27 protein-coding genes and 2 pseudogenes are annotated in these 26,197 nt (G+C 62.7%); 11 read left to right on the forward strand and 18 right to left on the reverse strand.

The annotated features are described in order from the left end of the window. Positions 1-92: 92 nt before the first annotated feature. Positions 93-1,316: an MFS transporter gene (locus tag V1289_RS02985; protein ID WP_334395562.1), complete on the reverse strand. Its 1,224-nt coding sequence runs from the start codon at positions 1,314-1,316 to the stop codon at positions 93-95. A gap of 173 nt (positions 1,317-1,489) precedes the next feature. Here V1289_RS02985 and V1289_RS02990 point away from each other — a divergent pair, with 173 nt between their 5' ends. Next, on the forward strand, positions 1,490-2,761 hold the full coding sequence (locus V1289_RS02990; RefSeq protein ID WP_334395563.1) for a NupC/NupG family nucleoside CNT transporter: 1,272 nt from the start codon (positions 1,490-1,492) through the stop codon (positions 2,759-2,761). 96 nt (positions 2,762-2,857) lie between these two features. Here the strand turns inward: V1289_RS02990 and V1289_RS02995 are convergent, their stop codons facing one another. Both V1289_RS02995 and V1289_RS03000 read right to left on the reverse strand, forming a co-directional pair. Continuing rightward, positions 2,858-3,415 carry a cupin domain-containing protein gene (locus tag V1289_RS02995; RefSeq protein WP_334395564.1) on the reverse strand — a complete coding sequence of 186 codons (558 nt, stop codon included), beginning with the start codon at positions 3,413-3,415 and terminating at the stop codon, positions 2,858-2,860. A gap of 160 nt (positions 3,416-3,575) precedes the next feature. Next, positions 3,576-3,863 (reverse strand): usg protein, encoded by a 288-nt coding sequence (locus V1289_RS03000; RefSeq protein WP_074278385.1) that lies wholly within the window; start codon positions 3,861-3,863, stop codon positions 3,576-3,578. Between the two features lie 377 nt (positions 3,864-4,240). Here V1289_RS03000 and V1289_RS03005 point away from each other — a divergent pair, with 377 nt between their 5' ends. The 5 genes from V1289_RS03005 (at position 4,241) to V1289_RS03025 (ending at position 7,819) form a co-directional block, all read left to right on the forward strand. Next, positions 4,241-4,558 (forward strand): co-chaperone GroES, encoded by a 318-nt coding sequence (locus tag V1289_RS03005; protein WP_074275059.1) that lies wholly within the window; start codon positions 4,241-4,243, stop codon positions 4,556-4,558. Between the two features lie 90 nt (positions 4,559-4,648). Next, entirely contained in the window at positions 4,649-6,292 is a 1,644-nt protein-coding gene (gene groL / locus V1289_RS03010) for a chaperonin GroEL (protein WP_309177929.1), read from the forward strand. A gap of 389 nt (positions 6,293-6,681) precedes the next feature. Beyond that, entirely contained in the window at positions 6,682-7,149 is a 468-nt protein-coding gene (locus V1289_RS03015) for a phasin family protein (RefSeq protein WP_334395565.1), read from the forward strand. Between the two features lie 214 nt (positions 7,150-7,363). Beyond that, entirely contained in the window at positions 7,364-7,576 is a 213-nt protein-coding gene (locus tag V1289_RS03020) for a hypothetical protein (RefSeq protein ID WP_334395566.1), read from the forward strand. A gap of 42 nt (positions 7,577-7,618) precedes the next feature. Further along, positions 7,619-7,819, forward strand: coding sequence for a hypothetical protein (locus V1289_RS03025; protein ID WP_334395567.1), 201 nt, complete (start codon positions 7,619-7,621; stop codon positions 7,817-7,819). A 55-nt stretch (positions 7,820-7,874) separates the two neighbouring features. Here V1289_RS03025 and V1289_RS03030 read toward each other — a convergent pair whose 3' ends face one another. Beyond that, the gene (locus tag V1289_RS03030) at positions 7,875-8,630 is read right to left on the reverse strand and encodes a Crp/Fnr family transcriptional regulator (RefSeq protein WP_442896163.1); all 756 of its coding nucleotides are present in this window, start codon (positions 8,628-8,630) and stop codon (positions 7,875-7,877) included. Positions 8,631-9,022: 392 nt separating this feature from the next. Here V1289_RS03030 and groEL point away from each other — a divergent pair. Further along, positions 9,023-9,242: pseudogene (gene groEL, locus V1289_RS03035) on the forward strand (chaperonin GroEL); the annotation flags it as partial. A 55-nt stretch (positions 9,243-9,297) separates the two neighbouring features. Here the strand turns inward: groEL and V1289_RS03040 are convergent. The 3 genes from V1289_RS03040 to V1289_RS03050 form a co-directional block, all read right to left on the reverse strand. After that, positions 9,298-9,849 (reverse strand): GNAT family N-acetyltransferase, encoded by a 552-nt coding sequence (locus V1289_RS03040; RefSeq protein ID WP_334395569.1) that lies wholly within the window; start codon positions 9,847-9,849, stop codon positions 9,298-9,300. Between the two features lie 28 nt (positions 9,850-9,877). Next, the gene (gene lepB / locus V1289_RS03045; RefSeq protein WP_334395570.1) at positions 9,878-10,636 is read right to left on the reverse strand and encodes a signal peptidase I; all 759 of its coding nucleotides are present in this window, start codon (positions 10,634-10,636) and stop codon (positions 9,878-9,880) included. A 163-nt stretch (positions 10,637-10,799) separates the two neighbouring features. After that, positions 10,800-11,642, reverse strand: a complete 843-nt coding sequence (locus V1289_RS03050; RefSeq protein ID WP_334395571.1) for a LysR family transcriptional regulator — start codon at positions 11,640-11,642, stop codon at positions 10,800-10,802. A gap of 134 nt (positions 11,643-11,776) precedes the next feature. Between V1289_RS03050 and V1289_RS03055 the strand changes: the two genes are divergently transcribed. Both V1289_RS03055 and V1289_RS03060 read left to right on the forward strand, forming a co-directional pair. Next, on the forward strand, positions 11,777-12,373 hold the full coding sequence (locus tag V1289_RS03055) for a cysteine hydrolase family protein (protein WP_334395572.1): 597 nt from the start codon (positions 11,777-11,779) through the stop codon (positions 12,371-12,373). Between the two features lie 24 nt (positions 12,374-12,397). Further along, a complete protein-coding gene (locus tag V1289_RS03060; protein WP_334395573.1) occupies positions 12,398-13,027 on the forward strand; it encodes a glutathione binding-like protein in 630 nt (209 codons plus the stop codon). A 14-nt stretch (positions 13,028-13,041) separates the two neighbouring features. Here V1289_RS03060 and V1289_RS03065 read toward each other — a convergent pair whose 3' ends face one another. The 5 genes from V1289_RS03065 to V1289_RS03085 all read right to left on the reverse strand — a co-directional run bounded on the left by V1289_RS03065 (position 13,042) and on the right by V1289_RS03085 (position 18,178). Further along, positions 13,042-14,265, reverse strand: coding sequence for a DUF2778 domain-containing protein (locus V1289_RS03065; protein ID WP_334395574.1), 1,224 nt, complete (start codon positions 14,263-14,265; stop codon positions 13,042-13,044). A 242-nt stretch (positions 14,266-14,507) separates the two neighbouring features. Next, on the reverse strand, positions 14,508-16,004 hold the full coding sequence (locus tag V1289_RS03070; protein WP_334395575.1) for a glycosyltransferase family 39 protein: 1,497 nt from the start codon (positions 16,002-16,004) through the stop codon (positions 14,508-14,510). Positions 16,005-16,074: 70 nt separating this feature from the next. Next, positions 16,075-17,208 carry a glycosyltransferase family 2 protein gene (locus V1289_RS03075; RefSeq protein ID WP_334407245.1) on the reverse strand — a complete coding sequence of 378 codons (1,134 nt, stop codon included), beginning with the start codon at positions 17,206-17,208 and terminating at the stop codon, positions 16,075-16,077. A gap of 338 nt (positions 17,209-17,546) precedes the next feature. Next, positions 17,547-17,738: a hypothetical protein gene (locus V1289_RS03080; protein ID WP_309177940.1), complete on the reverse strand. Its 192-nt coding sequence runs from the start codon at positions 17,736-17,738 to the stop codon at positions 17,547-17,549. A gap of 83 nt (positions 17,739-17,821) precedes the next feature. Then, positions 17,822-18,178 (reverse strand): hypothetical protein, encoded by a 357-nt coding sequence (locus tag V1289_RS03085; protein WP_334395576.1) that lies wholly within the window; start codon positions 18,176-18,178, stop codon positions 17,822-17,824. A gap of 147 nt (positions 18,179-18,325) precedes the next feature. Between V1289_RS03085 and V1289_RS03090 the strand changes: the two genes are divergently transcribed. Together V1289_RS03090 and V1289_RS03095 are read left to right on the forward strand one after the other, a co-directional pair. Continuing rightward, positions 18,326-19,150, forward strand: a complete 825-nt coding sequence (locus V1289_RS03090; RefSeq protein WP_334395577.1) for a DUF72 domain-containing protein — start codon at positions 18,326-18,328, stop codon at positions 19,148-19,150. A 12-nt stretch (positions 19,151-19,162) separates the two neighbouring features. Beyond that, complete coding sequence (locus tag V1289_RS03095) at positions 19,163-19,648, forward strand: DUF488 domain-containing protein (protein ID WP_334395578.1); 486 nt, start codon at positions 19,163-19,165, stop codon at positions 19,646-19,648. A 111-nt stretch (positions 19,649-19,759) separates the two neighbouring features. Here V1289_RS03095 and V1289_RS03100 read toward each other — a convergent pair whose 3' ends face one another. The 6 genes and pseudogenes from V1289_RS03100 to V1289_RS03125 form a co-directional block, all read right to left on the reverse strand. Next, positions 19,760-20,674 carry a PhzF family phenazine biosynthesis protein gene (locus V1289_RS03100; RefSeq protein WP_334395579.1) on the reverse strand — a complete coding sequence of 305 codons (915 nt, stop codon included), beginning with the start codon at positions 20,672-20,674 and terminating at the stop codon, positions 19,760-19,762. A 72-nt stretch (positions 20,675-20,746) separates the two neighbouring features. After that, positions 20,747-22,057, reverse strand: coding sequence for an adenylate/guanylate cyclase domain-containing protein (locus tag V1289_RS03105; protein ID WP_334395580.1), 1,311 nt, complete (start codon positions 22,055-22,057; stop codon positions 20,747-20,749). A 148-nt stretch (positions 22,058-22,205) separates the two neighbouring features. Beyond that, positions 22,206-23,372, reverse strand: a complete 1,167-nt coding sequence (locus V1289_RS03110; protein WP_334395581.1) for an ABC transporter permease — start codon at positions 23,370-23,372, stop codon at positions 22,206-22,208. After that, a complete protein-coding gene (locus V1289_RS03115; protein ID WP_334395582.1) occupies positions 23,369-24,313 on the reverse strand; it encodes an ABC transporter ATP-binding protein in 945 nt (314 codons plus the stop codon). Before V1289_RS03115 ends, V1289_RS03110 begins: the two co-directional genes overlap by 4 nt. Continuing rightward, positions 24,310-25,099, reverse strand: a pseudogene (locus tag V1289_RS03120) (HlyD family secretion protein). Before V1289_RS03120 ends, V1289_RS03115 begins: the two are co-directional and overlap by 4 nt. Continuing rightward, positions 25,096-25,824 carry a TetR/AcrR family transcriptional regulator gene (locus tag V1289_RS03125; RefSeq protein WP_334395583.1) on the reverse strand — a complete coding sequence of 243 codons (729 nt, stop codon included), beginning with the start codon at positions 25,822-25,824 and terminating at the stop codon, positions 25,096-25,098. Before V1289_RS03125 ends, V1289_RS03120 begins: the two are co-directional and overlap by 4 nt. Positions 25,825-26,197: the final 373 nt, after the last annotated feature.

Here is a 26,197-nt window from a genome sequence, read left to right on the forward strand (position 1 = left end):
CGAACCATGCGGCCCCGATGTGGCCCATCCTTCGAGACGCCGCGCAAGCGCGGCTCCTCAGGATGAGGCGAGTAGGTGGATGCCGCCTCCCCCTACTCCAGCTTCTCCACATCCCGCAGCGCCGGAAACAACTTCATCCACAACAGCGCGATGGCGATGGTGCCGACGCCGCCGAGCACGGCGGCCGGCATCGCGCCGAACAGCGCTGCGGTCACGCCGCTCTCGAACTGGCCGAGCTGGTTGGAAGCGTTGATGAACAGGAAATTCACCGCACCGACGCGGCCGCGCATCTCGTCGGGCGTCGCCAGCTGCACCAGCGAAAACCGGATCACCACGCTGATGGTATCGGCAGCACCGAGGATCGCCAGCACCAGCACCGACAGCCACATCCAGTGCGACAGCGCGAACACGACGGTCGCCGCGCCGAACACGATCACGGCCTGAAACATGCGCATGCCGACGCGGCGGTGGATGGTGTGGCGCGCGAGGAACGCGGTCATCAGCAAGGCGCCGACCGCGGGTGCTGCGCGCAGGATGCCGAGGCCGAGCGGCCCGGCCTCAAGGATATCCCGCGCATAGATCGGCAACAGCGCGGTGGCGCCGCCGAGCAGCACCGCGAACAGATCGAGCGAGATCGTTCCCAGGATCGCAGGATTGTTGCGAACGAACCTGACGCCGGCGAACAGATCGCCCGGCGTCGCCGCATCCCCGACCGCGGCCGGTTGCAGCAGGCGAATGCCGCCGGTCAGGATCGCTCCGAACAGCCAGAACAGCACCATGATGCCATAGGGCATGCTGGGCATCACGGCATAAGCGAGACCGCCGAGCGCCGGCCCGGTGATGGTGGCGACTTGCGTAGCACCGCTCGAGATCGCGGTCGCACGTTGCAGCGAACCCGGCGGCGTGATCAGCGGCAGCAGCGCCGATGTCGTCGGGCTCTCGAACGCCCCCGCCGTTCCCAGCACGAACGTCGCGATGAAAATATGCGTCACCGTCAGCCAGCCCGAATAGGCGCCCCAGGCGAGAAACAACGCCGTCAGCGCTTCGGCAAACTGGCAAAGCTGCACGACGCGCTTGCGCTCGTAACGATCGGCGGCATGGCCGGCGACGAACAGCAACAACGCGGTGGGCAGAAACTGAACCAGCCCGACCATGCCGAGGTCGAACGCGCTGCCGGTCAGGTCATAGATCTGCCAGCCGATCGCCACCGCGCCGATCTGGCTGGAGAACCGCGACAGGCTGCGCGACAGCAGAAACAGCAGCAAGGATCGATGCTTGAGCAGAGCGCCGGCGCCCGCGGGCATGATGGAAGACATGGCTCGACCGGTCCTGCGTTCAAAGCGTGAGCCGTGCGGCCCCGCTTCCGTCTTGTTTATGACGCCGTGACCGACCATCGCCCCGTTGTCAATGGCCGCGCCGGCAGACGGGCCCGGCATTGCGCTTTGAACTCCGCCGCTGCCATAATCGCTGAAAGCGGGGCTTGGGGATCATGCTGCAATTGCAATCGGCGTTCGGCGTTCTGGCGCTATTGGCCATCGCCTGGGGGCTCGGCGAAAACCGCCGCGCGGTCTCAATCCGGCAGATGGCCATCGGGCTTGCGGTCACGCTGGTGACCGCGCTGGTCCTGATCAAGCTGCCGCTGGTGGCAAAAGCGTTCGGCGCCATCAACGACGCCGTCAATACGATCTCGGCGGCTTCCCGCGCCGGCGCCTCGTTCGTGTTCGGCTATCTCGGCGGCGGCGCCCTGCCCTTCGATCTCAAGTCGCCGGGCGCGGATTTCATCCTGGCGTTTCAGGCGCTGCCGATCATCCTTGTCATGAGCGTGCTGACGACGCTGTTGTTTTACTGGCGCGTGCTGCCGCCGATCGTGCGCGGCATGGCGTGGCTCTTGGAGCGCACGCTCGGCGTCGGCGGTGCAGTGGGGCTGTCGACCGCCGCCAATATCTTTCTCGGCATGGTCGAGGCGCCGCTGTTCATCCGCCCTTATCTGGCGCAACTGACCCGCAGCGAGCTCTTTTTGGTGATGACCGGCGGCATGGCCGGAATCGCCGGCACCGTGCTGGTGCTCTACGCCACGCTGCTGGCGCCGCTGATCCCCGACGCCGCCGCGCATTTCGTCATCGCCTCCGTGCTCGGCGCGCCGGCGGCAATCCTGATCAGCCTGATCATGGTGCCGGAGACGTCGGACCAGCGCACCGGCGGCGCGTCCCAAGTGCCCGGGTTGGCCGACGCCGATCCCGGTCAGGTCGCTTCCAGCACGATGGACGCGATCGTCAAGGGCACCGCGTCCGGGCTGGAGCTGCTGCTCAATATCATCGCCATGCTGCTGGTGCTGGTGGCGCTGGTCTATCTCGCCAACGCGATCCTCGGGCTGTTGCCCGAGATCGCCGGCGCCAAAATCTCGCTGCAACGGCTGCTCGGTTATGTGATGGCGCCGGTATGCTGGCTGATAGGCCTGCCATGGCCGCAGGCGATCACGGCGGGAAGCCTGATGGGCACAAAAACCGTGCTGAACGAGTTGATCGCCTATGTCGATCTGTCAAAGCTCGGCACGGATGCGCTCGATCCGCGTTCGCGGCTGATCATGCTTTATGCGATGTGCGGTTTTGCCAATTTCGGCAGCCTCGGTATCATGATCGGCGGCCTCGGCACCATGGCCCCGACCCGCCGCGACGAAATCAATGCGCTGGGATTGAAGTCGATCGTCTCGGGCACGCTGACGACGTGCCTGATGGGCGCGATCGTGGGGGTGTTGACGTAACGGCCCCGCTGTCATTCCGGGATGGTCCGAAGGACCAGACCCGGAATCTCGAGGTTCCGGGTTCGACGCTTCGCGTCGCCCCGGAACGACAACGTGTTACGACGCCAATTCCACCGTCTTGAACTCCGCCGGCAAAATCACTTCCAGCAATTCGACGTCATCGGAATAATCCATGATCAGATGCTTGATGCGCGGCGGCTGGGTCCAGGCGCTGCCCTCTTTCATCAGCGTCTCGCCCTGGCCTTCCATGTAGGTCTTCACCCAGCCCTTGAGCACATAGACCATCTGGAATTCGACGTCGTGGTAATGCAGCTTTGAGACCTCCGCCGGATTGCATGGCCCGATCAACCGGATCACATGCGCCTGCGCCAGGCCGTGGGTCGCATCGGCAATGCCGAGATCGCGGTACTTTGCGTAGGTGCGAAGGCCGTCGGCCTTAAAATCCTCTTCACGATGATGGCTGATGGCGATGCGCTGCTTCGGCCGCGCCTTCGCTGCAGTCTTCGATACTGTCTTGGGTTTGGCCGCGGAAACGCGGCCCTTCGATTTGATAGTCTTGCGGGATGAGGGTTTGGCGGCGCCTCTGAGGCCTGCCCATTTCTTCTTCACCGCGGTTTTGGCTGCGGCTCTTGATGTTGCCTTTTGCTTGGCCATTTTTGTGTCCTCCCTTTTCGTTCGGTGGGAGAAGGCTAGCACAAAACGAATTTCGTAGGGTGGGCTACGCGAAGCGAGTCCACCAGAGGTGTTTCAACAAATTCCCAGTGTCGTGGTGGGCACGGCGCAAGAGCGCCTTTGCCCACCCTAGGATCTTGGCTCAATGCAGCCTGAACACGCCGTCGACGGCGCGCAGCTCGGCGGGCTTGATCAGCTTGGAATGCGCGACCGTGACCGAGAACAAGGGGCCGTCGAGCTTTTCCTGCCAGAAGGCCAGAAAGTCCTTCAACGCCGGGAATTTCGGAAACAGGTCGTAGTTCTGCCAGACATAGGTCTGCAGCAGCGAGGGATGATCCGGCATCCGATAGAGAATTTGCGCCGTCGTCAGCCCGTAACCCAGCACCTGTTTCCGGAAATCGTCGGAAACAACTCCAACCTGCGACACCATGCCAACCTCCATTGCTGGAGCGCATTTCACGTGGTGGCCGCACCGAGCCACCCCGGCGGAGATGCGCTCACATGAGAGAAATGTGACGCACGATACCCATCCATCACAAGCCTAAATGTTTAACGATCTGTTGAAAAAGGTCGCGTTAGCAGCAGCTTACCGCACGTGCTAATACGAGGTTTGGCAGGTTCCCCGCCGAATTAATCATGATGAACGAAATTGGCAGGCGTCATATTTGAGTGCCAATTTTTCTGCTAGAAGCCCTTGTCCCCCGAACAAGTCTGGCCTATGTCCTGCCCAGCCGTGCTGGCACTCGCTGGCCCGGACTGCCAAATTTTCAGAATCTGACAACATCTTCAGAAACTTAGGAGGACTGCATGAAATTCCGTCCGCTTCACGACCGCGTCGTGGTCAAGCGCATCGACGCCGAAGAGAAGACCGCAGGCGGCATCATCATTCCCGACAGTGCCAAGGAAAAGCCGTCGCAGGGCGAAATCGTCGCCGTCGGCCCCGGTGGCCGTGACGAAGCCGGCAAGCTGATCCCGATCGACCTCAAGGTCGGCGACCGCGTCCTGTTCGGCAAGTGGTCGGGCACCGAGGTCAAGATCGACAGCCAGGAGCTGCTGATCATGAAGGAAAGCGACATCATGGGCGTCCTCACCGACGTTCCCGCCTCCAAGAAGAAGGCCGCCTAAGCTTTTCGCCGCACCGCTCACCCTGGGGAGCGCCTGCGTGGCGCCTCCCCAATAGGGTGAGAGACAGACAACAACTCAGGGAAATCAAATATGTCAGCTAAAGAAGTCAAATTCGGCGTGGATGCCCGCGACCGCATGCTGCGCGGCGTCGACATCCTCGCCAACGCCGTCAAGGTGACGCTCGGTCCCAAGGGCCGCAACGTCGTGCTCGACAAGTCGTTCGGCGCTCCCCGCATCACCAAGGACGGCGTCACCGTCGCCAAGGAGATCGAGCTCGAGGACAAGTTCGAGAACATGGGCGCGCAGATGGTGCGCGAAGTCGCTTCCAAGTCCGCAGATGCTGCCGGCGACGGCACCACCACCGCGACCGTTCTGGCGGCTGCGATCGTCCGTGAAGGCGCCAAGTCGGTTGCCGCCGGCATGAACCCGATGGACCTGAAGCGCGGTATCGACCTGGCGGTGGAAGCCGTGGTCGCCGACCTCGTCAAGAACTCCAAGAAGGTCACCTCGAACGAGGAAATCGCCCAGGTCGGCACCATCTCCGCCAACGGCGACGCCGAAATCGGCAAGTTCCTCGCCGATGCCATGAAGAAGGTCGGCAACGAGGGCGTCATCACGGTTGAAGAAGCCAAGTCGCTCGAGACCGAACTCGACGTCGTCGAAGGCATGCAGTTCGACCGCGGCTACATCTCGCCCTACTTCGTCACCAACGCCGACAAGATGCGCGTTGAAATGGACGATGCCTACATCCTGATCAACGAGAAGAAGCTCTCCTCGCTGAACGAGCTGCTGCCGCTGCTCGAAGCCGTGGTGCAGACCGGCAAGCCGCTGGTGATCGTCGCGGAAGACGTCGAAGGCGAGGCCTTGGCCACGCTCGTTGTGAACCGTCTCCGCGGTGGTCTGAAGGTTGCCGCCGTCAAGGCGCCGGGCTTCGGCGATCGCCGCAAGGCCATGCTGCAGGACATCGCGGTGCTGACCGGTGGTCAGGCGATCTCGGAAGATCTCGGCATCAAGCTCGAGAACGTCACGCTCGCCATGCTCGGTCGCGCCAAGAAGGTGATGATCGACAAGGAGAACACCACCATCGTCAACGGCGCCGGCAAGAAGGCCGACATCGAAGCCCGCGTTCAGCAGATCAAGGCGCAGATCGAGGAAACCACCTCGGACTACGACCGTGAGAAGCTGCAGGAGCGTCTGGCCAAGCTCGCTGGCGGCGTCGCGGTGATCCGCGTCGGCGGCGCGACCGAAGTCGAAGTCAAGGAGCGCAAGGATCGCGTTGATGACGCGATGCATGCGACCCGTGCGGCGGTTGAAGAAGGCATCGTGCCGGGTGGCGGCGTCGCCCTGCTGCGTGCTTCCGAGCAGCTGAAGAAGATCCGGACCCAGAACGACGACCAGAAGACCGGCGTCGAGATCGTCCGCAAGGCGCTTTCCTGGCCGGCTCGCCAGATCGCGATCAACGCAGGCGAGGACGGCTCCGTCATCGTCGGCAAGATCCTCGAGAAGGACCAGTACGCTTACGGCTTCGACTCGCAGACCGGCGAATACGGCAACCTGGTCACCAAGGGCATCATCGACCCGACCAAGGTGGTTCGTGCGGCGATCCAGAACGCAGCTTCGGTTGCGGCTCTCCTGATCACCACCGAAGCCATGATCGCCGAACTGCCGAAGAAGTCCGGCGCTGGCGGCGGCGGTATGCCCCCGGGCGGTGGCATGGGCGGCATGGATTTCTGATCCAGCCCTCCGGCGGTTACAAGAATGCAAAACCCCGGCAGCGATGCCGGGGTTTTTGTTTGGGCAGACGACGCGAATGGCCGCCCGCAACGCAGTTAACGCCGAAGTCTCTTTCGCAACGCTACGGTGAAGAGGAGGCTTTGTGCTCCCTTGGATATCCCTGTTATGCACAGGACCTCCGTAAATATACGTTTGTTTGTATTGACAATTTCAAAAAAAATTTGGCCCGAGAGTCGCAAACCGAACCGACAGTCCCGTTTCTCCTGACGCAAAGTAGTGTCGGGGCTAATCAAAGCTCATCCAGAAACTGATCCAACACGGAGCGTGAGCTTTCGTGACGCAAGCGAGCGTCGCGGGGAATGCTTTCGCTTGAGAAGAGGAATGGTGCCGTGAGTGAAAGCGAAATGAAGGTCACGCTGAACGGAACGAATGTTTTCGGGACGCCGATGTTGGACTTCTCGAAGATCGCCTTGCCTGGCCTGAGCGGCGAGCTTGCCGAGCAGAGTTTGGCCCGCGCACGGGAAGGCTGCGAGACGATCAAGGCCGCGTCAGAGAAGATGACGGAAGCGCTGCGCGAGACCTTTTCGAGCAATGCCCGAAGCGCGACCGACTACGGGCTCAAGGTGTTCGAAATCTCGAACGCCAATACCGCATCTGCGCTCGATTTCTTCGTCCATCTCATCGGCAGCAGGTCAGCTACCGATGTCTTTGCCTTGTCCGCGGCGCAAACGCGCAAGGCATTCGACACCGCATCGGACCAGAACAAGGAATTGTTGGCGCTTGCCCAGAAGCTTGCGACGGAAACGGGCGAGCCGATCAGGAAGCACTTCACCAAGGTTCTCCACCAAGTCGGCTAAAAAAGCCCGCTCAATTCACGTCCAGGATTCGTTTGAGGAGGGATCCGGCCGGTTGGAACAAGCCCAGCAGCGAGCATGCAGCCCCCACTGGCCGATGCTCGATCAGACAAGGTGCGCGATGCCCCCCAAGTAACCGCACCGACAAGAGGCGCACTCCAACCGGCCGGTACTTTTCTGCAAGAAACACTGAAGACCAATTTCGAGGGAGGACTACATGGGAATGGTCATGGTCAAATGTCCGCAAACCGGACACGCGATTCCTACCGGCATCCAGACTGACCGCGAGAGCTTTGGGCGCCGCGCGGTGTTTTTCTCGCGCACCCGATGCCCGATCTGCCGCATCGATCACGCGTGGTTTGCGCGGGAAGCCTGGGTCGACGAGCCGAGCATCCGGGTACGGCGTCGCAGCGCGGGCTCCCCGGCGTAATCATCGACACAGATCAAGTGACGATCGCGATGGAGGGACACCATGGCGCGCATGCAAATCTCGGCTGAAACATCCACCTGGTTGCTGCAGGCCAAGGACTTTCTTGACGAAGCACGACGGCTGAAGCCGGGCCCCGAGCGCAACGAGCTGCGCCAGACGGCGAAGGTGCTGCGCGAGCTTGCCAAACTCGAGGCGGCATCCGTTGGCGGCAGAGAACCTGGCTTGGCGGAGGATCGCTCTTGATGGGGCCTTCCGGGAACGCCGCGCCGCAAGGTTAAGCGGTCGCGCGGAAACGCACCTACATGGCATCGCCCGATTCAGGGATGCGCCCATTTTCGGGCAGAACCGCCGCGCGAGATCGGGTCGTATTCGCCGGGAAGATCTCCTCGACTTCGAGACGCATGGCGCTGTGGCATTCGCACGCTGTCGCTTCGAGCCGCGCTCGGTCGATCTCGAAGAGGCCTCGTCGATCGGACCTGATCGCCCCGCGCGCTCGGAGATTGCGCATCAAGAGCGTTACCGTCGTTCGTCGCACACCGAGTATTTGCGCCAGCGTCTGCTGGGTGAGCGGGAGAACATCGTCGTCGATGCGGTCGCGAAGCTGGAGCAGCCAGCGAGCCATACGGGCTTCGACCGGGTGCAGCGCATTGCAGGCCGCGCCGAGCTGGAACTGCATAAGCATCGACCTGATGTGAATCTGGACCGCATGCCGAATCGCGGGACTTCGGCTGAAGGCGGCGTGAAATCGCGATGCAGGGATCCGAGTGGCCGTGCCCGCCGCACGAACGACCGCGGTAATGGCCGAAGGTGACGGCCCCAGCACCGAAAGCGTGCCCACTGCCCCCTCACGCCCAATTGCCGCGGTGGCTACCGTGCGTCCATCCGCCATGTCGATCATCAGCAAGATGGCGCCGCTATGAGGGAAGAAGACGTAATCGATATCGTCGCCCGCCTGCGAAAGGACCCCGTCCTGATCGAGCGAGATCGTCTCAAGCTCGGGCCCCAGCAGATCGAGGTCCGATGCCGGCAATGCTCCTAGAAGGCGATTACCCATTCCGCCGCGAGGCGTCACTGCGGGGGACCCGCGGTGAGGCCGCGGCCTTCTCCATTTGCGGTGTCGCCGATCGGCGACATTAAACCAGGTTTAAATCTGCTTTCGCTATGCGCGCTCACTCAAATACGCCCTCGCTCTAACAATAAACTCCAAACGCGGCCGCGCGGCGGACTGTCTGCTCGCAGCAGCATGAGAAGTTAGAGGCAAATGAGCCGCTGGACGCAACTATAAAATACGCATGCGTGACAAAAATACGCATGGGTAACACCGTAAGAGTGCGGGAAACCGCAGTTCCAATTCCGGCACACGGCAAAGCTGCTCTCGACCGACGAGCCTGTTCCGCTCTCAAGACTGCGGCCGTCGCTTCTCCGCAATGAGCGGCTGCCATGGGCCAGAAGACCCGCGTCGAGATTCTGCGCAAGGCGCTCCGCGCCGTCCCGCCAGCTCGCGCTCAACGCCGGTGAAGACGGCTCCATCATCGTCGGCAAGATGATCGAGAAGGACCGACCCGTACAACTACGGGTTCGACTCGCCGGCCGGCGAATACGGCAATTGGTCTCCAAGGGCATCATCGAGCCGACCAAGATGGTCCGTGCGGCGATCCAGAACGCACAGCTACAAGAAGATCGGGCCGAGCACCGCGGCCTGACGATTGCTTTGCAAGTTTTCAGCCAACCAGCGCGCGTCCACCCTGCTCGTATCGCCCCTTCGTAATCTCGAAAATGTAGTACGGCCTGTCTCCCGACAACTCGCGCGTGAACAGTCCCTCTCGCCTGACGCCGCCGATCTTGGTCATCGCGCCCTGCGAGCGCCAGTTGTGGTCGCCGACCCAGAACACCACGGTATCGACGAAGGTGAAGGCGTGATCGAGCATCAGGCGCTTCACTTCGCGATTGGCGCGGCCGCCCCAGTGGCTGCGCACGATGAAGGTCCAGCCGATCTCGATCTCGCTGCGCGCGGGCTCATAACCATAATACCGGCTCGAGCCGATCAGCCGGCCGGTCGATTGATCGACGAACACAAAACCCATTTTCGACTCGATCGCGCCGTCGAAGAACTTCCTGAACCCGGGCTCGGTGTAGCGATCGTGGACCGGATGCACCTTCCAGATCTCCGGGTCGGAGCCGGCGGCGAACAGCTCCGGCCAATCATCCGCGGCGATCGGCCTGACGATGATGGTGGGGCCGGTCAGCGTTGGCTGAAAATCAGGCTCGGACATATCTTGCGTAACCATGAAGCTCGGGCGTTCAACGAATGAACGTGCCTATCCGCTCGGAACGAGCGCCTGGCGCGACCGGGTCTGACCCAGACGCGCGAGAGTAGAAGATCAGCCCGGCGCGGCCGACGACATTTTCCAGCGGGATATAGCCCGCCGCCGAAAGCACCCGGCTATCGGTCGAATTGTCGCGGTTGTCGCCCATCACGAAGAAATGGCCTGCCGGCACCGTGTAGACATTGGTGTTGTCGTAATAGCCGTTTTTGACGCAGTCCAGCGTCTCATAACTGACGCCGCTCGGCAGGGTCTCGCGCCAGCGTTTTATCCTGGCGCCGTCGTTCGATCCGCAGGAATCTCCGCCTGCAAAATCCGCCAACGGCTCGTGCGCCACCGCGGTGCTGTTGATGTAAAGCTGCCCTTCCTTCATCTGGATGCGGTCGCCGGGCAATCCCACCACGCGCTTGATGTAGTCGACCGAGTCGTCTTTCGGCAGACGGAATATGACAACGTCGCCGCGCGCCGGTTCTGACCCGAAGATGCGTCCGGAAAACAGCCGTGGCGAAAACGGAAGCGAATAATGGGTGTAGCCATAGGCATATTTCGAGACAAAGAAATAATCGCCGTACAGAACCGTCGGCGTCATCGAATTGCTTGGCATGTTGAAGGGTTGAAACAGGAAGGTCCGAAACAGGATCGGGGAAAATACCAACGACAGCAAAATCACGGCCACGACGACAAGCGTTACCTTGATCCATCGCGACGGCCGGCTTGCTTCTTCAATTGTTGTCATGAATTTCCTCGGGGTGTTTCGATCAAAATAGCGAAGCTGATATGAAGCGCAACTCCACATTGTCGTCTTCGCCTTCATTTAGTACAGGCGAGAGCCGGTCGCTCCGGGAGCCGGGCATGACGAAGCTCACGTTCGGGCCCGAGCATCATGCTGGTGCCAACAGCTACAGATTCGAAACCTCCTGGAAGCAGTCGCGCACCCAGTCGATCACCGCACGCGCTGCGGGGTCGCGCTTGAGATGGTTCTGCACCAGCAGCCAGACGTCGCGGCGCTGCGGCAGCAAGGTTGCGCGCAGGCGGCGATCGGCCAGCAACTCCTGGCAGGAATATTCGGGCAGGATGCCGACGGCCTGATGGGACCCGATCATTCTTCGGATCACCCGCACATTGTCGCTGATGCAGCGGGCGCGCTGATGCAACCCCCGCGCTTTGAGATATTGCGACTCCGGAATGGCGCCGAGCTCGTCGGAATAGCCGCAGACCACCGGGTCGACATCGGCTTCGGTCGCGGGCTCGATCAGATAGAGCCGGACTTCCGCCAGTTTTGAAATCGTGAAATCGCCCTTGTCGGGCTTGCGCAGGCGAATGGCGAGATCGGCTTCCCAGCGCGAGAATTTGACGTTCTCGCTGGAGGTCAGCAGTTGAACGCTCAGCCCCGGATTCCCTGCCAGAAAATCGCCGGCGCGCGGAGACAGCAACTCTTCCGCGACCGCATTGGTGGAGGCAATCCGGAAGCGCCCGGTGAGGCCCGGCAGGCTTTCACCGACCTTGTTGATCTCGGCAACTTGACCCGCCATCGCCTGGACATGCGCCAAAACCGTCTCGCATTGCCGGGTCGGCTTGCGCAGCCCGTCGACGGCCTCGAACAATCGAAGGCCCAACGCGCGCTCGATCCGCGCCAGCCGCCGCCCGACCGTCGTCTCGTCGATGCGCAGCCGCGCGCTGGCGCCGGCATAGGTGCCTTCGTCCCGGACCGCGGCAACGATGCGCAGATCGTCCCAGTTCATGCCCGTAACCTATCACGAGGCCCTTTCCGCCTGCAATAACGCAGCCACGGGCTGCGATATTCCTGCGTGAAAGCAGGCCACCCCCGGCGCACTATCGGAGGCGCGACGTCTCCGATTGAAATATCCTTAAAACCATGATTGCCACGAAAACCCTGCTCCAGCTTGCCGGCGCCGACCTCAGCCTTCCCAGGCTCGGCGATTCCTGCCTCGTGCTGATCGACCTGCAGAACGAATATCGCGCAGGCCCGATCGCCCTGCCCGATGCCGATGCCGCGATCGCGAACGCCGGAAAATTGCTGGCGCGGGCGCGGAGCAGCGGCGCTGCGGTGTTTCATGTCGCGCACCGCGGACGGCCCGGCGGCCTGTTCGATCGCACCGCGGAACGCGGCGCCATCGTCGCCGCACTGGCTCCGCGCGCCGACGAGCCGGTGATCGAGAAGGAATTGCCCAACGCCTTCGCCGGCACCGATCTGCAGGCGCGCCTCGCCGCGACCGGACGCAAGAACATCATCCTCGCCGGGCTGATGACGCATATGTGCGTCAGCTCCACCGCGCGTGCCGCGCTCGATCTCGGCTTCCGCACCACGGTTGACGCCGATAGCTGCGCCACCCGCGACCTTCCCGACGGGCGCGGCGGGACGATATCGGCCGCAACGATTCACGAGGTCGCGCTTGCCGAACTGTCCGACCGCTTTGCCATCATCGCGCGCGGCGCCGGCGCGCTGGTCTGACCGCACAAGACAGGGAGATCACCCATGCTGCAGCTCTATTTCTACCCGATGGCCTGTTCGCTCGCGAGCCGGATCGCGCTGATGGAGGCCGGGATCGAGCCGCGCTATCATCTGGTGAATATCTGGAACAAGACAATTCCGGTGGATGACCGCGACTTCCGGGCGGTCTCGCCGAAGGGCGCCGTCCCGGTGCTGGTGCTTGAGAACGGCGAACGGCTGACCGAGAACGCCGCCGTGCTGCAATACATCGCCGACATCAAACCGGACCTCGGACTGGCGCCGCCGCCCGGCGATCCCGACCGCTATCGCCTGCAGGAATGGCTCAGCTTCGTCGGCACCGAGATCCACAAGGCCTTTCTGTTTCCAACCTTCTGGTACAAGGACGACGCGGCAAAAGCGAGCGCGCGCGAACGCATCGGCAACAACGTCTCGGTCGCCGCCGAACATCTTGAAGGCAGGCAATATCTGGTCGGCGAGCGCTTCACCGTAGCGGACGCGTATTTCGGCTGGGCGCTGCTATTGCTCGGGCGTGGAGGTGTCGACGTGGCGCAGTGGCCGTCGCTGGTCGCCTATCTCGAACGCTTCCAGGCGCGGCCGCAGGTCAAGGCGGCTATCGGCATCGAGATGCAGTTGCGCAAGACCGCGGCGGTTTGATCGCTCGCGCGGGCTCACTCCACCCGCGCCAGCACGGCGAGACGCTTGATGCCCTGGTTACGATAGGCATTGAGGAAGGCGTAATAGTCCTTGAAGGAAACGCAGCCGTTGGAATCGCCGTTGGGCCCGAGCATGTAGGTATGCGCCAGCAGGCCGCTGCGTCCAAAAATCTTGTCTTCGCCGCCGATCGGATTCAGCCGCAAGGCCGGCACGCCGTGGAACAGCGCCTCGCGCGGCGTCAGCTCGTAGATATGCGGCGGCGTCACGCCTCGCATCCTGATGCGCGAGGAACGAGGATCGTCGAGCATGGAGCCGAGGCCGGAATGCGCTTCAAGCTTGGAGCCGTCGGGCAAATAGACCATGTGCGCGGAGACGTCATATACCGCGGTCTGCCGGTCATAGGGCGGCGATCCGCCGAGCATCGGGTTCTGGTTGACGGTGGAAGGAATGCTGCCGGTGACGCTGGCGTCGGCGGAAGCGTAGGACAGCAGCGATCCGTGCGACGGCTGTTTGCCCCACAGTTTTTCGACGATGGTTTGCTTCTCGTTGGAAGCAATCGACATCACGGCCGCCTTGGCGCGTTGCGCCATGTCGCGGACCGTGTCGCCCGGCGTTTTTGCAGCGGTCTTTACTTCTGCGGGCTTGGCTTCCGCGGATTTTGCCTCGGCAGCCCGCGGCGTCGTCGGCGCCGGAACATTGAGTGCAACCTGGGTCGACGCGGCGGCGGGCGCCATTTCCTTTGGCTTCGGCGCTTCCGCTAATTTGGTTGCGGCCGCAGGTTTCGGCGATTCGGCGACTTTCGATGCCTTTACCGGCTCGGACACCTCGGCGAGTGCCGGCGCGTCAGTTGGCGGCGCGACCTCTGCAACCTTCGAGGCTTCGCTTTGCGGCGCCGCGGCTGCAAACCTTTCGTTAAACATAATCGAAGGTTGCACGGTCTCGGGCTTCGACAAGACAGGCGCGGGCGCCGCAACGGACGCGAACACTTCATTGAAGGCCGGCGTCGCGGGACGCGCCGCAACTGCGACCGGCCGCTTGATGACGGGTGGGTCGAACGCCGCGTTGTTCACCAACGGATAGATGCTGGCGCCGAATACATTGGTATAAACGGTCCAGGCGCAGCCCAGCACGAGGCCTGCGATGGCAGCGCTGCCGAAGAAGTGTCGCGGGAAGATCTTGCGGGAAGATTGCTTGCGGGTGTGGGCCGCAAGGCCAAACGCACCGGTACTCGTACTCATTCGCCCTGCGTCCAGAACAGTTCCACTTGGTCCCTCTTTGATGCCACGGCCGAAAGGTTCCGCCGCAGCATCTCGCAGAGGCGCGGAGCGTCATTAAGGCGAGTTTTAGTTAAATGCGGATTAAACGCCGGCCAATCTGAGGCATGCCAAAATGATTGCGGTGCATGCACAAAATCACCCCGTATTCATGCGGGGGTTCCACAGCAATTGTGTCCGCGGTCAATGAATTCCGCGAACGCTCCCTACTCCAGTTCCGGCGGCGGCGAGCGGTCGAACACTTCGCCCTTCGGTCCCTCCAGCACATCGAGCGCGTAGGTTTCGATGGTGAGCGGGCCGCGCTTGCGCGGGACCTCGGCGACCTTCTCGACGCGGGCAAACATGTCCTTCAGGGGATCGCCGGGCCAGACCTCGTGGACGTAGAGCAATTTGCCGGCAAGCTGCTTTGCGTCAGGCTCGGGCATATTGACCCAGCGGATGCGCTGGCTCTGCTGCGCAACGCAGGTGCCCTTCGGCAGATAGAAGGCGAGCCAGCCGGTGGTGCCGTAATCCGGCGCGAATACGCAGGAAGCACCGGTGCGCGCCCGCACCGCTTCGATCTCGCGCGCCAGGTCGCGCCAGCCGACGCCGACGCTGCGCACCGTGGCGTCGCGGCGATAGGCCGTGAGCGCGCCGGTGTTGGCCTGCACGATCAACAGCGCAAACATCACGATGCCGGTCGGCGCCGCCCAGCGCAGGCAGAAGTCGACCATGCGCTGCTCGCCCACGTTCCATTGCGTCAGATTGGCGGCGACTGCGGCTGCGATCGCAAACGCCGGATAGACCGGCGCGAACCAGTTCGCCTCGACGCGGGCGTGCAGCGAATGCCAGACGAAATAGGCGACGATGGTCCAGAACGTCGTGTTGATCAGCGCGCGTGCCCCCAGCGCCCCGGCGCCGCGCTTGAACAGCGCGTAAAGCCCCATCGCGCCCAGGATCCACACCAGCGGTGTCGCAAATGCGATCTGCGTCGGAATCAATTCGGCGATGAAGGCCGGCCTGAAATCCTCGATCCGCGCGCGGCCCATCTGCTTGATGAAGGAAACCCAGCCGTGATCGGCGTTCCACAGGATGACCGGCGCGAACATCAAGAGCGCGACGAGGCCGCCGAGATAAAGCCATGGCGAGATCAGCCAGCACCGCAATTTTGGAACGGCGACCAGCCAGATCAGGATCGCCGGTCCAAAAAACAGCGCGGTGTATTTCGACAGCAGCGCCGCTCCCGTGGCGATCCCGACCGCAAGCCACCAGGCGCCGCGTCCGGTCTGCAGCACCTTGGCCAGCGCAAACAGCACAAAGCTCGACGCCACCAGCAACGGTGCATCCGGGGTGACGATCATGGTGCCGACCGCCGCCATCAGCGTGACGTTGAGGAGGATCGCCGCGGTCGACGCCAGGCGGCGGCCGCCGAACAGGGTCGCGGCGGTCTGATAGACCGCCCAGCTCATCGGCAGCGCGAGCAGGATCGAGACCAGCCGCACGCCGAGTTCGGTGTCGCCGGCAATCAGCGTGCCGAACCGGATCACCAGAGCTACCATCGGCGGATGATCGTAATAACCGCCGGCCAGACTCTTCGACCACATCCAGTAATAGGCTTCGTCGAAGGTGAGCGGCGTGTAGGCGGCGGCAACCAGGCGCAGCACGACCAGCGCCAGGATCGTCAGAACCGTGTTGAGGACAAGTCGCGCCTCGTTCGGGTTCATTTTGGTCTATTGTTTCGACGCGTTTTCTTCACGCGAACCGGGCATCCACCTCGCTTGAAAACGCTATTCTTCATCGCTTGCGCCAGACGAACAGTCCGGACATCGCGTAGTTCCAGACCACGCCCATCAGCGCGCCGGCGGCGCCCGCGAGCCACCAGATCGGCTGCTGGTCGTAGACCGAGAACGCGACGCCAACATTGGCGAACAGGCCGACGCTGCAGACGAGATAGAACAGCAGCAAGCCGCGCAGGATCGCAAAACCCTTCAGCCGCTGGTCGCGATAGGTGAGAAAATTGTTCAGGATGAAATTGCTGGTCATGGCGACAAACGCGCCGGCGGCCTGCGCTTCCGCAAACACCACGTCGAAGACTTCATGCGCGACGAACAGCGTCAACAGATGCACGATCAGGCCGATCGAGCCGACCATGGCAAACAACAGGAAGCGCAGCGACACCACGTCACGGGTCTTCTTCGCCAGCACCAGCCCGAGGAAATCCAGCGCCACCATGGAGTCGAGCTTGCTCTCGCCGTGCTGGCGCGCGCCGAAGGTAAAGGGAACCTCGATGGTGCGCAATTGGCCATGCGCGGTGGCGATGATGTCGAGCAGGATCTTGAAGCCCTGGGTGGAGAGCTGCGGCGCCAATTGCTCGAAGCGGTCGCGGCGGATCATGAAGAAGCCGCTCATGGGATCCTTGACCTGGACCGCGAGCACGCGCTTGGCGACTTCGGTCGCCAGCTGACTGGCGCCGGCGCGCTGCTTGTTGAAACTGTCGGCGCTGCCGCCCTCGATATAGCGGCTGCCGACCACGAGCTCGGCCTCGCCGCTTTGCAATAGCCCGAACATCTTCGGCAGCTGCGACTCGTCATGCTGCAGATCGGCGTCGATCACCGCGGCATAGGGCGCGCTTGAGGCCAGGATGCCCTCGATGCAGGCGCCGGACAGTCCGCGGCGGCCGATCCGGCGGATGCAGCGGACGCGAGAATCCTGCCGCGCCAGGCCCCGCACCACTTCCCAGGTGCCGTCGGGGGAATTGTCGTCGACGAAGACGACTTCCCAGGCCACGCCTTTCAGCGTCGCGTCGAGCCGCCGGTACAGCACGGTGACGTTGTCGCGCTCGTTGAAGGTGGGGACGACGACCGAAAGCTGGGGCAAACCGGTGGCCTGCGACGGGATTTCGGGGCCCGGTTTGATGGCTTCATTCATGACGGCCAAGCGTATATCCGCAGCCGCCAGCGCTGCCAAGGCAGGGTTCCGGGATAGAGGCTGGTCGGTGGAAAAAACCGGCCAAAACAGCCTGGTTGTTGGTTTGACGCGTTTTCTTTACGCGAACCGGTAGCCACCCTCGGATCAAGTCCGAGGGCATGCTTCGCTTGAAAACGCTCTAAAAATGCCAACGACCACGAACAGAAGGGCGCGCGTACATCCGGCGCTGCCTGGCTATTCATGGTCGTCCCAGCGCCGGAGCTTCTTAAGCGTCGACGTCGCCGTTATAAGCCAAATAGGGATGCAAAGGGCATTCCGCAAGAGGCCCCCCGCGTTAATCAATTGGGCACTTCCCGGATCACCGGGCCCCTTGGCGCCGCTGGCGCCGGCTGCTCTGCCGCCGGCTGAGCGCTGGCCGGCTTGGCCGGCGGCTTGCCGAATTGTCCGATCGGACCATACGCGATCGCAGCCACCAGCACAACCGAAGCGATAATAGCGCCCAAAATACCCGCGACTGACTGGGAACTCATACCCGCCGATCCCTTCTGTTCTGACGAATTGATATCATGGAAAATCGGGCCGAAGGAATAGGGCTCAAGGTCGGTGCGGACGGCTACTTCGACGCCGCCTTGCGCCGGGCGAACGCCGTCACAATGTCCTTCTGGGCCAGGGCGATGGCGTTGTTGGCCGTCGTCATGTTGGCGCCGGCCTCATTGTCGGGAAATTGCATCGCAAGATAATCCACCAGCGCCACCCTGAAATTCTGCCGTTCGGAACGACAGGCGCCGGCGATCAGCGCGACGAAATCCGCTTCCGACAGGTTCTTGTTGCTGTCCCGCGGATATTCCCGGGCGAGGCAGTTCCAATAGGAGTCGCGGCCCGACACCGCCAGCCGGTGCGCGTCGTCGACCTCGTCGGCAATCGCAACGGAGGTCGTCATCGCCAGAATGGCCGCGATCATCATGCGCATTGTTCTTCTCCCTTTTTTGTCAATTTAGCTCGAACAACCGACGCGGGTAAGCGCGGACGTCGCATTTCCGGCGAACTGGCCAATTACGATTGGTTTGACTAGTCTCCGGCCCGAACAACGCCCTCCTCCTTTGAGACGAGCCCTTCCGTGACCAAAGCCCCGAAGACCGCTTCCACCAAATCCGGCAACATCTATATCGGCATCGGCGGCTGGACCTTTGAGCCGTGGCGCGGCGTGTTCTATCCGGAAAAACTCACGCAGGCGAAGGAGCTTTCCTATGCCGCCTCGAAGCTGACATCGATCGAGATCAACGGCACCTATTACGGCTCGCAGAAACCGGAGAGCTTTCGCAAATGGGCCAGCGAGGTGCCGGACGGTTTTGTGTTCTCGCTGAAGGGGCCGCGCTTCGCCACCAACCGCCGCGTGCTGGCGGAAGCCGGCGATTCCGTGAAGCGGTTTTATGATTCCGGTGTGCTGGAACTCGGCGATCGCCTCGGCCCGGTGCTCTGGCAATTCGCGCCGACCAAGAAATTCGACGCGGCCGATTTCGGAAAGTTTCTCGAATTGCTGCCGCGCAAGCTCGACGGCCGCGCGCTGCGCCATGTGGTCGAAGTCCGGCACGACAGTTTCTGCGTGCCTGATTTTATCGCGCTGTTGCGCAAGTTCGACACCCCCGTCGTGTTCGCCGAGCACGGCAAGTATCCCGCGATTGCCGACATCGCCAGCGATTTTGTTTATGCCCGGCTGCAAAAAGGCAATGACGAACTGAAGACCTGCTATCCGCCCAAGCAACTCGATGCCTGGGCAAAGCGATTTCAGGCCTGGGCCGGCGGCGGCGAGCCGGACGATTTGCCGCGCGTCGATGACACAAAGCCGAAGAAGGCGCCGCGCGACGTGTTTGCCTATGTGATCCACGAGGGCAAGGTGCGCGCGCCTGCGGGCGCGATGGAATTGATCGAACGCGTGAAGTGATCGGGGGATCCCATGGCCAAGGGCGCGAAGAAGGCCGCGAAGAAGGCTGCGAAGCTCTTCACCATCGGCTATGAACAGACGCCTGCCAACGCCGTACTCGACGAGCTCGAGCAGGCCGGCGTGAAACTTCTGGTCGATGTGCGCGCCATCGCGTCGTCCCGCCGTCCGGGCTTTTCCAAGAACCAGCTTGCGGCCGGGCTGGATGAGCGCGGCATCGCCTATCTGCACCTGCGCGGGCTCGGCACGCCGAAAGAGGGCCGCGAGGCGGCGCGCAGCGGCGAATTCGACCGGTTGCACAAGATCTATTCGAAGCATCTGAAGACGCCGCAGGCCAGGGAAGAGCTCGACGAGTTGTCGGCGCTGGTGCAGAAATCGGGACCCATCTGCATCCTCTGCTATGAGCGCGACCACCGGCATTGCCACCGGCAATGGATCGCGGAAATCATCGAGGACCGCGACGGCATCAGTACCGAGAACCTGGTCGCGCCGCAGGTGTGAGATTTCGCCGTCATTGCAAGGAGCGAAGCGAACGAAGCAATCCATTCTTTCTTTCCGTGGTGAGATGGATTGCTTCGCTTCGCTCGCAATGACGGCCTCCCTGCCTCGAGCCTACCCCTCCCCCTTGAGCCGGAACGACCCCTCCATCATCTGCACGCAGCCGCCGCCGACATGAGCGGAGACGACCGCGCCGTTTTGCTTGCGGATCCGTGTCAGCAACAGGCTCGGCCGCCCCATGTCGACGCCCTGGCCGATCCGCAATTTCAGTTCGCCGTCTTGCGTGTTGTCGAGATCGGCGAGCAGCGCCGCGGCGGCGGCGGTTGCGCTGCCGGTGGCGGGATCCTCGGAAAGGCCGCTGGAGCCTGGATGAAACATGCGCGCCTGCAGGTCGAGCGGCTGTTCGCTACCCGGCACGTCGGGCGTGTAGAAATAGACCGCGTCCGAGCCGTCGCACGGGAAGGTCTTGCCGAACGCCGCCGCATCCGGCTTCGCCCGCCGCAACGCCTCGCGCGTCGCCAGTTCGACCATCAGAAACGGCAAACCGACGGAGGCGATCTGCGGCGGATGGCGATCGGTTTTCACGTCCGCCGCGGACAGCGAAAGGCAGGCCGCCGCCTGCTCCGCGCTCAATTGCGTCAACCTCTTGAGCGGCTGCGGCGCGGTCAGTTCGGCACCGACGACCCCGTCTTGTCCGGTCAGGATCTCGACCGGCACCAGACCCGCCTTCTCCTCAAACTTGAGCCGCGCCGGCGGCTTTTCCGCCTGTGTTGCCAGCACGAAGGCGGTGCCGACATTGGGGTGACCTGCGAATGGAATTTCGGAACGCACGGTGAAAATGCGAACCTGCGCATCATGCGCCGAGTCTTGCGGCGGCAGCACGAAGGTGGTTTCGGAATAATTGAATTCGGTCGCGATCGCCTGCATCTGCGCCGTCGACAACCCGCCGGCATCCATTACGACGGCGAGCGGATTGCCCCCGAAGGCCCGGTCGGTGAAAACGTCGACGGTGATGTAACGCCGTTGCATCAAGAATCCTTACTCTTTTTGTTTGGGCATGATCTCATCGGAAAACCGGTACCCACTTTTCCGGATCATGCCCTAGCCCAATTGCCATACCGGCACCGGCCGGTCGTAACCCCGGATCGGGACCTCGCCGAGCGAGACCGCATCGCTGCATTCCTGACCCAGCGCGTCGTGAACCGCATCCGAGATCAGGAACTGTGAGTGGAATTCCTTGTTGAGCGCTTCCAGCCGTGCCGCAAAATTCACGGTATCGCCGATCACCGTATATTCCTTTCGCCGCGGCGAGCCGATATTGCCCGCGACCACCTCGCCGATGTGGACGCCGATGCCGATCCGCAGCGGCCAGCTCGTCGCCTTGTTGGCGCGGTCATTGGCGTCGAGCATTTCGCGGGCCGCGGCGACCGCCCGGTGCGCGGCGTCGTGCGCCTCGAACGGCGCGCCGAACAGCGCCAGGAATCCGTCGCCGAGAAACTTGTTCACGATGCCGCCATGGCGGTCGAGGATATCGACCAGCACCGCGAACGCGCCATCGAGGCGATCCACCACTTCCCGCGGCGAGCGCGTGCTGGCGCCGGCGGTAAAGCTGCGGAAATCGACGAACATGACTGCGACCCGGCGGATTTCGCTGTCGGTCGCAGCGCCCTCGGCCATCAGCCGCTCGACCACCTGCGGCGAGACGTGCTGGCCGAACAGGTTGGTGATGCGGTCGCGCGCAGTCGCGGCCAGAATGCTGGCCTCGAATTGCCGGCGCAACTGAACCCCGACCGCGCCCGCCAGCATGCCGCAGATCAGGACGACCACGCTGCGCACGGCGTGATAGTACAGATCAGGCGGCGGATCGGTGCTGCCCGCGCGATGATAGAACATCGCCATGCACAACAGCTCAGCCGCGGCCACGAAGCCGGTGAACGTGGAGAGCCAGAAATCCAGCCGCAGCGTCGAGAGAATGATGAAGATGAAATAGATCAGCGGCGCCACGAATCCCAGCGCCTCCACCGGCCCCATGCTGTCGATGTGAAGCGACAACGCGACGGTTGGCATCGAGGTTTCGATTAGCGCGCCAAGATACCGCCTGTACACGGAAATGTCGCGGTCCAGCCTCAAATGACGGCTGATAACGGCATGGACCCAAAGCTCGAACAGGATGAAGGGGATCAAGATCGCGTAGAGACGGGATGGCTTCAGGCCGCCGTGCCAGAGATGGGTTACAGCATAGGGATCGAAGAAATACAACGTGAAGAGCATGATCGTCAGAATCGCGGTCGTCGCGATCAGCGCCTTGATCCGGATCAGCTCGGTACGCAGCACTTGCTGCATCAAGGCATGGGTAAAGTCGGCCGATACCGCCCCGCTCTGACCTTCCTTGTTGCCCCATAACCCTAGCATCGCACTCCCCGTCATTCTCCGATGCGCTATTGCGCATCGTAGATGGTCCGAAGGACCAGACCTCAGGGGCGCAATTGCGCCCTGGGGAATCTCCAGATTCCGGGTTCGATGCTTCGCATCGCCCCGGAATGACGGTAAGCATTCTGCATCAATCGAGCGTGCGACGGAAGCGCGTCACGGCGATCGTCATGGCCAATAACATCAGTGCAATCAGAGCAATCGTATCGTACTGCAAATTCTGGATGGTCGCGCCCTTCAGCATGATGGCGCGGACGATGCGAACGTAATGCGTCAGCGGCAGGCCCTCGCCGATATATTGCGCCCATACCGGCATGCCCATGAACGGAAACATGAAGCCGGACAACAGAATGCTCGGCAAAAAGAACATCATCGACAGCTGCATCGCCTGCAGCTGGTTCTGCACGATCGTCGAGAAGGTGTAGCCGATCGACAGGTTGGTGGTGATGAACAGCGTCGACAACAACGCCAGCGTCAGCAGGCTGCCGAGGATCGGGACGCCGAACAGCAGCACCCCGATGCCGACGATCAGCGTGGCCTGCACGAAACCGACCAGCACGTAGGGGATGATCTTGCCGAACATCACCTCTATTGGCTTGATCGGCATCGACAGCAGGCTCTCCATGGTGCCGCGCTCGACCTCGCGCGTCACCGACAGCGCGGTGAAAATCAGCATGGTCATGGTCAGGATGGTGCCGACCAGGCCCGGAACGATGTTGAGCCGCGACGAGGCCGCGGGGTTGTAGCGCGCATGCGCCCGGATCTCGAACGGCAGCGACGGCGGATCGCCGATGAACAGGTCGTGCTCCAGCGCGGTCTGCACGACGGTGCCGAGCGCGCCCAGCGCGGAGCCGGCCGCGACCGGATCGGTTGCATCAGCGGCGACCAACAGCGCCGGATGATCGCCGCGCCGCACCGCGCGCTCAAAGCCACGCGGGATCTCGACGCCGAACAGCACCTTGCCCGACTTCAGGAGATCGTCGAACTCCGCGACATCGTGCACTTCGCGGGTGAAGCGGAAGTAGGAAGTATTTTCCAGCGCTTTCAGGATCGAGCGCGCAAGATCGGAGTCCTCCTGCAACAGCACCGCGGTCGGCAGGTTGCGCGGCGTGGTGTTGATGGCGTAGCCGAACAGCAACAGCTGCATCACCGGAATCATCACGATCATCGCGAACGAGACGCGGTCGCGGCGGAGCTGGATGAACTCCTTGACCAGCATCGCGTAGCTCCGGCGCCAGAAGCCGAAACGCGGCTCGGCGACGTCGTGGCTTTGCCGGTAAGTGTCGGTCGCGCTCATTGGAAATTATCCTTGGAGCGGCCCATCAAGTCGATGAAGACATCCTCCAGCGACGGCTCGCTGTGCTGCCAGTGCCAGTTCTCGTTGCCGCGATAGGGTGCGATGGTAGCCTCGAGCGCGGATTGATCGCGGCCGGAGACATGCAGGCTGGTGCCGAACGGCGCCACCATGTCGATGGCGGGCTTGCCCAGCAATTCGGCGGAAAGCGCGTTGAGGTCGTCGCCGGTGACGGTGTAGGTCGACAGCGCGGATTTCGCGATCACCTCATCCACGGTGCCGTGGGCCAAGAGATGGCCGTAGGCGATATAGGCGATCTCGTGACAACGCTCGGCCTCGTCCATGTAATGGGTGGAGACCAGCACGGTTAAGCCCTCGGCCGCCAGCGCATGGATCTCGTTCCAGAAGTCGCGCCGCGCCTTGGGATCGACGCCGGCGGTCGGCTCGTCCAGCAGCAGCAATTGCGGATTGGGCAGCGTGCAGGCGCCAAGCGCCAGCCGCTGCTTCCAGCCGCCGGAGAGTTCGCCGGCGAGTTGCTCTTCGCGGCCCTTCAATCCGATGCGGTCGATCATGTCGCGCGCAGCGCCGCGGGCGTCGGGCAGGCCATAGAGCCGGGCTACGAATTCCAGGTTCTCTCGCACCGACAGGTCCTGATACAGGCTGAAGCGCTGCGTCATGTAGCCGACCTTGCGCTTGATCTTGTCGGCGTCGCGGCGGATGTCGTAACCGAGGCAGGTACCCTCGCCGCTATCCGGCGTCAGCAGGCCGCAGAGCATGCGGATGGTGGTGGTCTTGCCGCTGCCGTTGGGGCCGAGGAAGCCGTAGATGGTGCCGCGCTTCACCTGCATCGACAGGTTATTCACGACCGTGCGGCCGCCAAACGATTTCGACAGACCCTCGACATTGATGGCGATGTCGGCGGCACTGGTTGCTATCGTGCTCATCGCTTGTCCGCCACCGGCGTCCGCGCATTGAGGAACACGCTAATCGGCTGGCCGACGCGCAAGCTATCGGGCCGGCTCGGCCGGGCCTGGATCAGATAGACCAGCTTGTTGCGCTCATCGAGGCTGTAGATTACGGGCGGGGTATATTCCGCCGTGGTTGCGATGAAATAGATTTTTGCGGTCAGATCCGCGGAGCAATTGTCGCAGGTCACCTTGACCTCGTCGCCGATTGTAAGCTTCGGCAATTCCGTCTCCGGCACGAAAGAAGCGCAGCTTCATGTTGCCGGGCGGCATGATCGACAACACCGGCCGCTGCGCCTGCACCATTTCGCCCTCGCGAAAATAGATCTGCTGGATGGTGCCGCCGACCGGCGCAAAGCCGTTGCGCCGCGCCAATCTCGTTTGCGACGTGTTGACCCGCGCTTCGGCGACCCGCAACGCCGACACCGCGGCGTCGAGCGCCGCCTGCGTGCCGGAGCCGGTCTTGCTCAGCGAAGCCGCGCGATCATAGCTCTGCTTCGCGTTGGCCAGCGTTGCGTTGTTCTGGTTGAGGTCGGCCTGCTGCAAATCGTCATCTACCGAATAAAGCGGCGCGCCGGGCTTCACCTCGTCGCCTTCGCGCACGTCAAGCTTGGTCACGCGGCCGGATTCATCGGGGCTGACAAAGATCATGTCGGCCTCGACCCAGCCCTGGAAGCCGGGATCCCGGCGCTCGTTGCAGCCGGCGAGCGCGATCGCCAGCGCCGAGATCGCCAGAAGGCGTAATGTGGTTCGCGACGAGGTCATGTCGTCCTCCGTTCGCCGAAAATCAGATCGAGATGGGTGCGAAACATCTCGATCGCGTCCAATGGCGCGTGTTTGCTGAACAGGCTCTGCCAGATCACCGCGACGATCGCGGGCGCCACCAGGAGCTGCGGAAAGCGCGCGAGGTCTTTCTGCTGGATTTCGCCGCGCGCGATGCCGAATTCGATCAGCGCGCGCATGCCGGCAAGGCCGCGCGAAACCACCTCGCGATAATAGAAGTCGGCCACCTCCGGAAAGCGCGGCCCCTCGGCCACGATCAGCCGCACGATGTCGCCGCGGCGCGTGCCCGCAACCTCCTGGATGAAGGTGCGGGCAAACCCCTCGACCGCATCGCGGATCGATCCGCCCGCCAGCGGCGGCGGCACCATGCGGCCGATCAGCGGCACCAGCGCGGTGCGGATCAGCTCCTCGAACATCGATTCCTTGTCCTTGAAGTGCAGGTAGATGGTGCCCTTGGCGACCCCCGCGCGCTTCGCGACATCATCGAGCCGGGTTGCCGTGAACCCACGCGCAATGAACTCGTCCAGCGCCGCATCGATGATCGCCGCCCGCCGCTCCGCCGCGCGCTCGGCGCGGCTGGAGGCGGGCTTTGCGGCCGGCAGCTGCGGCGACACGATTTTGGGCGTCTTGGCGGAGGCAGCCCGGATCGCGACGCGGCTTTTGGCCGGCTTCGGAGGGACTGAGGTTTCGGGGCGTGTTTTCTTCATATTTATAATATGACTGACTGGTCAGTCATTGTCAATGAACTCAAAAACGGCAAATCTCACATAGCTGTTACTGCCGGGATTGCCGCAACCCGTCATTGCGGCAGCTCAAACGCGGTCCGCGATCTCGCGACGCCCCGAGTGATGCGAGGAATCTTAATGCCGGGTGCCCACTGCACCCGCAGCCCCTGTGCGGGCGAGATCAGCGGATCGAACTGAGGAAGAATGCCTCTCTCGATTGTAACACGCGCCACGTGCGCTGTGCGCTAACTACAGCCATTACGTTAACTCCCGCGAAATCAAGCATGCGTAAAAAGAAGAATGAGCGGTCGAGCGATAGATGTCGGATGCCTCGTGGATTCCCTGAGAGGGGAAG

Origin of the sequence: Bradyrhizobium sp. AZCC 2289, assembly GCF_036924615.1 — a bacterium.
Lineage (GTDB): Bacteria > Pseudomonadota > Alphaproteobacteria > Rhizobiales > Xanthobacteraceae > Bradyrhizobium.

Coding starts and splice junctions, on each gene's coding strand:
- V1289_RS02990 (WP_334395563.1), top strand. CDS start 1,490: ATGCTGCAATTGCAATCGGCGTTCGGCGTTCTGGCGCTATTGGCCATC.
- V1289_RS03055 (WP_334395572.1), top strand. CDS start 11,777: ATGATTGCCACGAAAACCCTGCTCCAGCTTGCCGGCGCCGACCTCAGC.
- lepB (WP_334395570.1), bottom strand. CDS start 10,636: ATGACAACAATTGAAGAAGCAAGCCGGCCGTCGCGATGGATCAAGGTA.
- V1289_RS02985 (WP_334395562.1), bottom strand. CDS start 1,316: ATGTCTTCCATCATGCCCGCGGGCGCCGGCGCTCTGCTCAAGCATCGA.
- V1289_RS03005 (WP_074275059.1), top strand. CDS start 4,241: ATGAAATTCCGTCCGCTTCACGACCGCGTCGTGGTCAAGCGCATCGAC.
- V1289_RS03000 (WP_074278385.1), bottom strand. CDS start 3,863: ATGGTGTCGCAGGTTGGAGTTGTTTCCGACGATTTCCGGAAACAGGTG.
- V1289_RS03050 (WP_334395571.1), bottom strand. CDS start 11,642: ATGAACTGGGACGATCTGCGCATCGTTGCCGCGGTCCGGGACGAAGGC.
- V1289_RS03095 (WP_334395578.1), top strand. CDS start 19,163: ATGGCCAAGGGCGCGAAGAAGGCCGCGAAGAAGGCTGCGAAGCTCTTC.
- V1289_RS03110 (WP_334395581.1), bottom strand. CDS start 23,372: ATGAGCGCGACCGACACTTACCGGCAAAGCCACGACGTCGCCGAGCCG.
- V1289_RS03025 (WP_334395567.1), top strand. CDS start 7,619: ATGGCGCGCATGCAAATCTCGGCTGAAACATCCACCTGGTTGCTGCAG.
- V1289_RS03075 (WP_334407245.1), bottom strand. CDS start 17,208: ATGAATGAAGCCATCAAACCGGGCCCCGAAATCCCGTCGCAGGCCACC.
- V1289_RS03040 (WP_334395569.1), bottom strand. CDS start 9,849: ATGTCCGAGCCTGATTTTCAGCCAACGCTGACCGGCCCCACCATCATC.
- V1289_RS03065 (WP_334395574.1), bottom strand. CDS start 14,265: ATGAGTACGAGTACCGGTGCGTTTGGCCTTGCGGCCCACACCCGCAAG.
- V1289_RS03060 (WP_334395573.1), top strand. CDS start 12,398: ATGCTGCAGCTCTATTTCTACCCGATGGCCTGTTCGCTCGCGAGCCGG.
- V1289_RS03115 (WP_334395582.1), bottom strand. CDS start 24,313: ATGAGCACGATAGCAACCAGTGCCGCCGACATCGCCATCAATGTCGAG.
- V1289_RS03125 (WP_334395583.1), bottom strand. CDS start 25,824: ATGAAGAAAACACGCCCCGAAACCTCAGTCCCTCCGAAGCCGGCCAAA.
- V1289_RS03080 (WP_309177940.1), bottom strand. CDS start 17,738: ATGAGTTCCCAGTCAGTCGCGGGTATTTTGGGCGCTATTATCGCTTCG.
- V1289_RS02995 (WP_334395564.1), bottom strand. CDS start 3,415: ATGGCCAAGCAAAAGGCAACATCAAGAGCCGCAGCCAAAACCGCGGTG.
- V1289_RS03020 (WP_334395566.1), top strand. CDS start 7,364: ATGGGAATGGTCATGGTCAAATGTCCGCAAACCGGACACGCGATTCCT.
- V1289_RS03070 (WP_334395575.1), bottom strand. CDS start 16,004: ATGAACCCGAACGAGGCGCGACTTGTCCTCAACACGGTTCTGACGATC.
- V1289_RS03030 (WP_442896163.1), bottom strand. CDS start 8,630: ATGGGTAATCGCCTTCTAGGAGCATTGCCGGCATCGGACCTCGATCTG.
- V1289_RS03100 (WP_334395579.1), bottom strand. CDS start 20,674: ATGCAACGGCGTTACATCACCGTCGACGTTTTCACCGACCGGGCCTTC.
- V1289_RS03105 (WP_334395580.1), bottom strand. CDS start 22,057: ATGCTAGGGTTATGGGGCAACAAGGAAGGTCAGAGCGGGGCGGTATCG.
- V1289_RS03085 (WP_334395576.1), bottom strand. CDS start 18,178: ATGCGCATGATGATCGCGGCCATTCTGGCGATGACGACCTCCGTTGCG.
- groL (WP_309177929.1), top strand. CDS start 4,649: ATGTCAGCTAAAGAAGTCAAATTCGGCGTGGATGCCCGCGACCGCATG.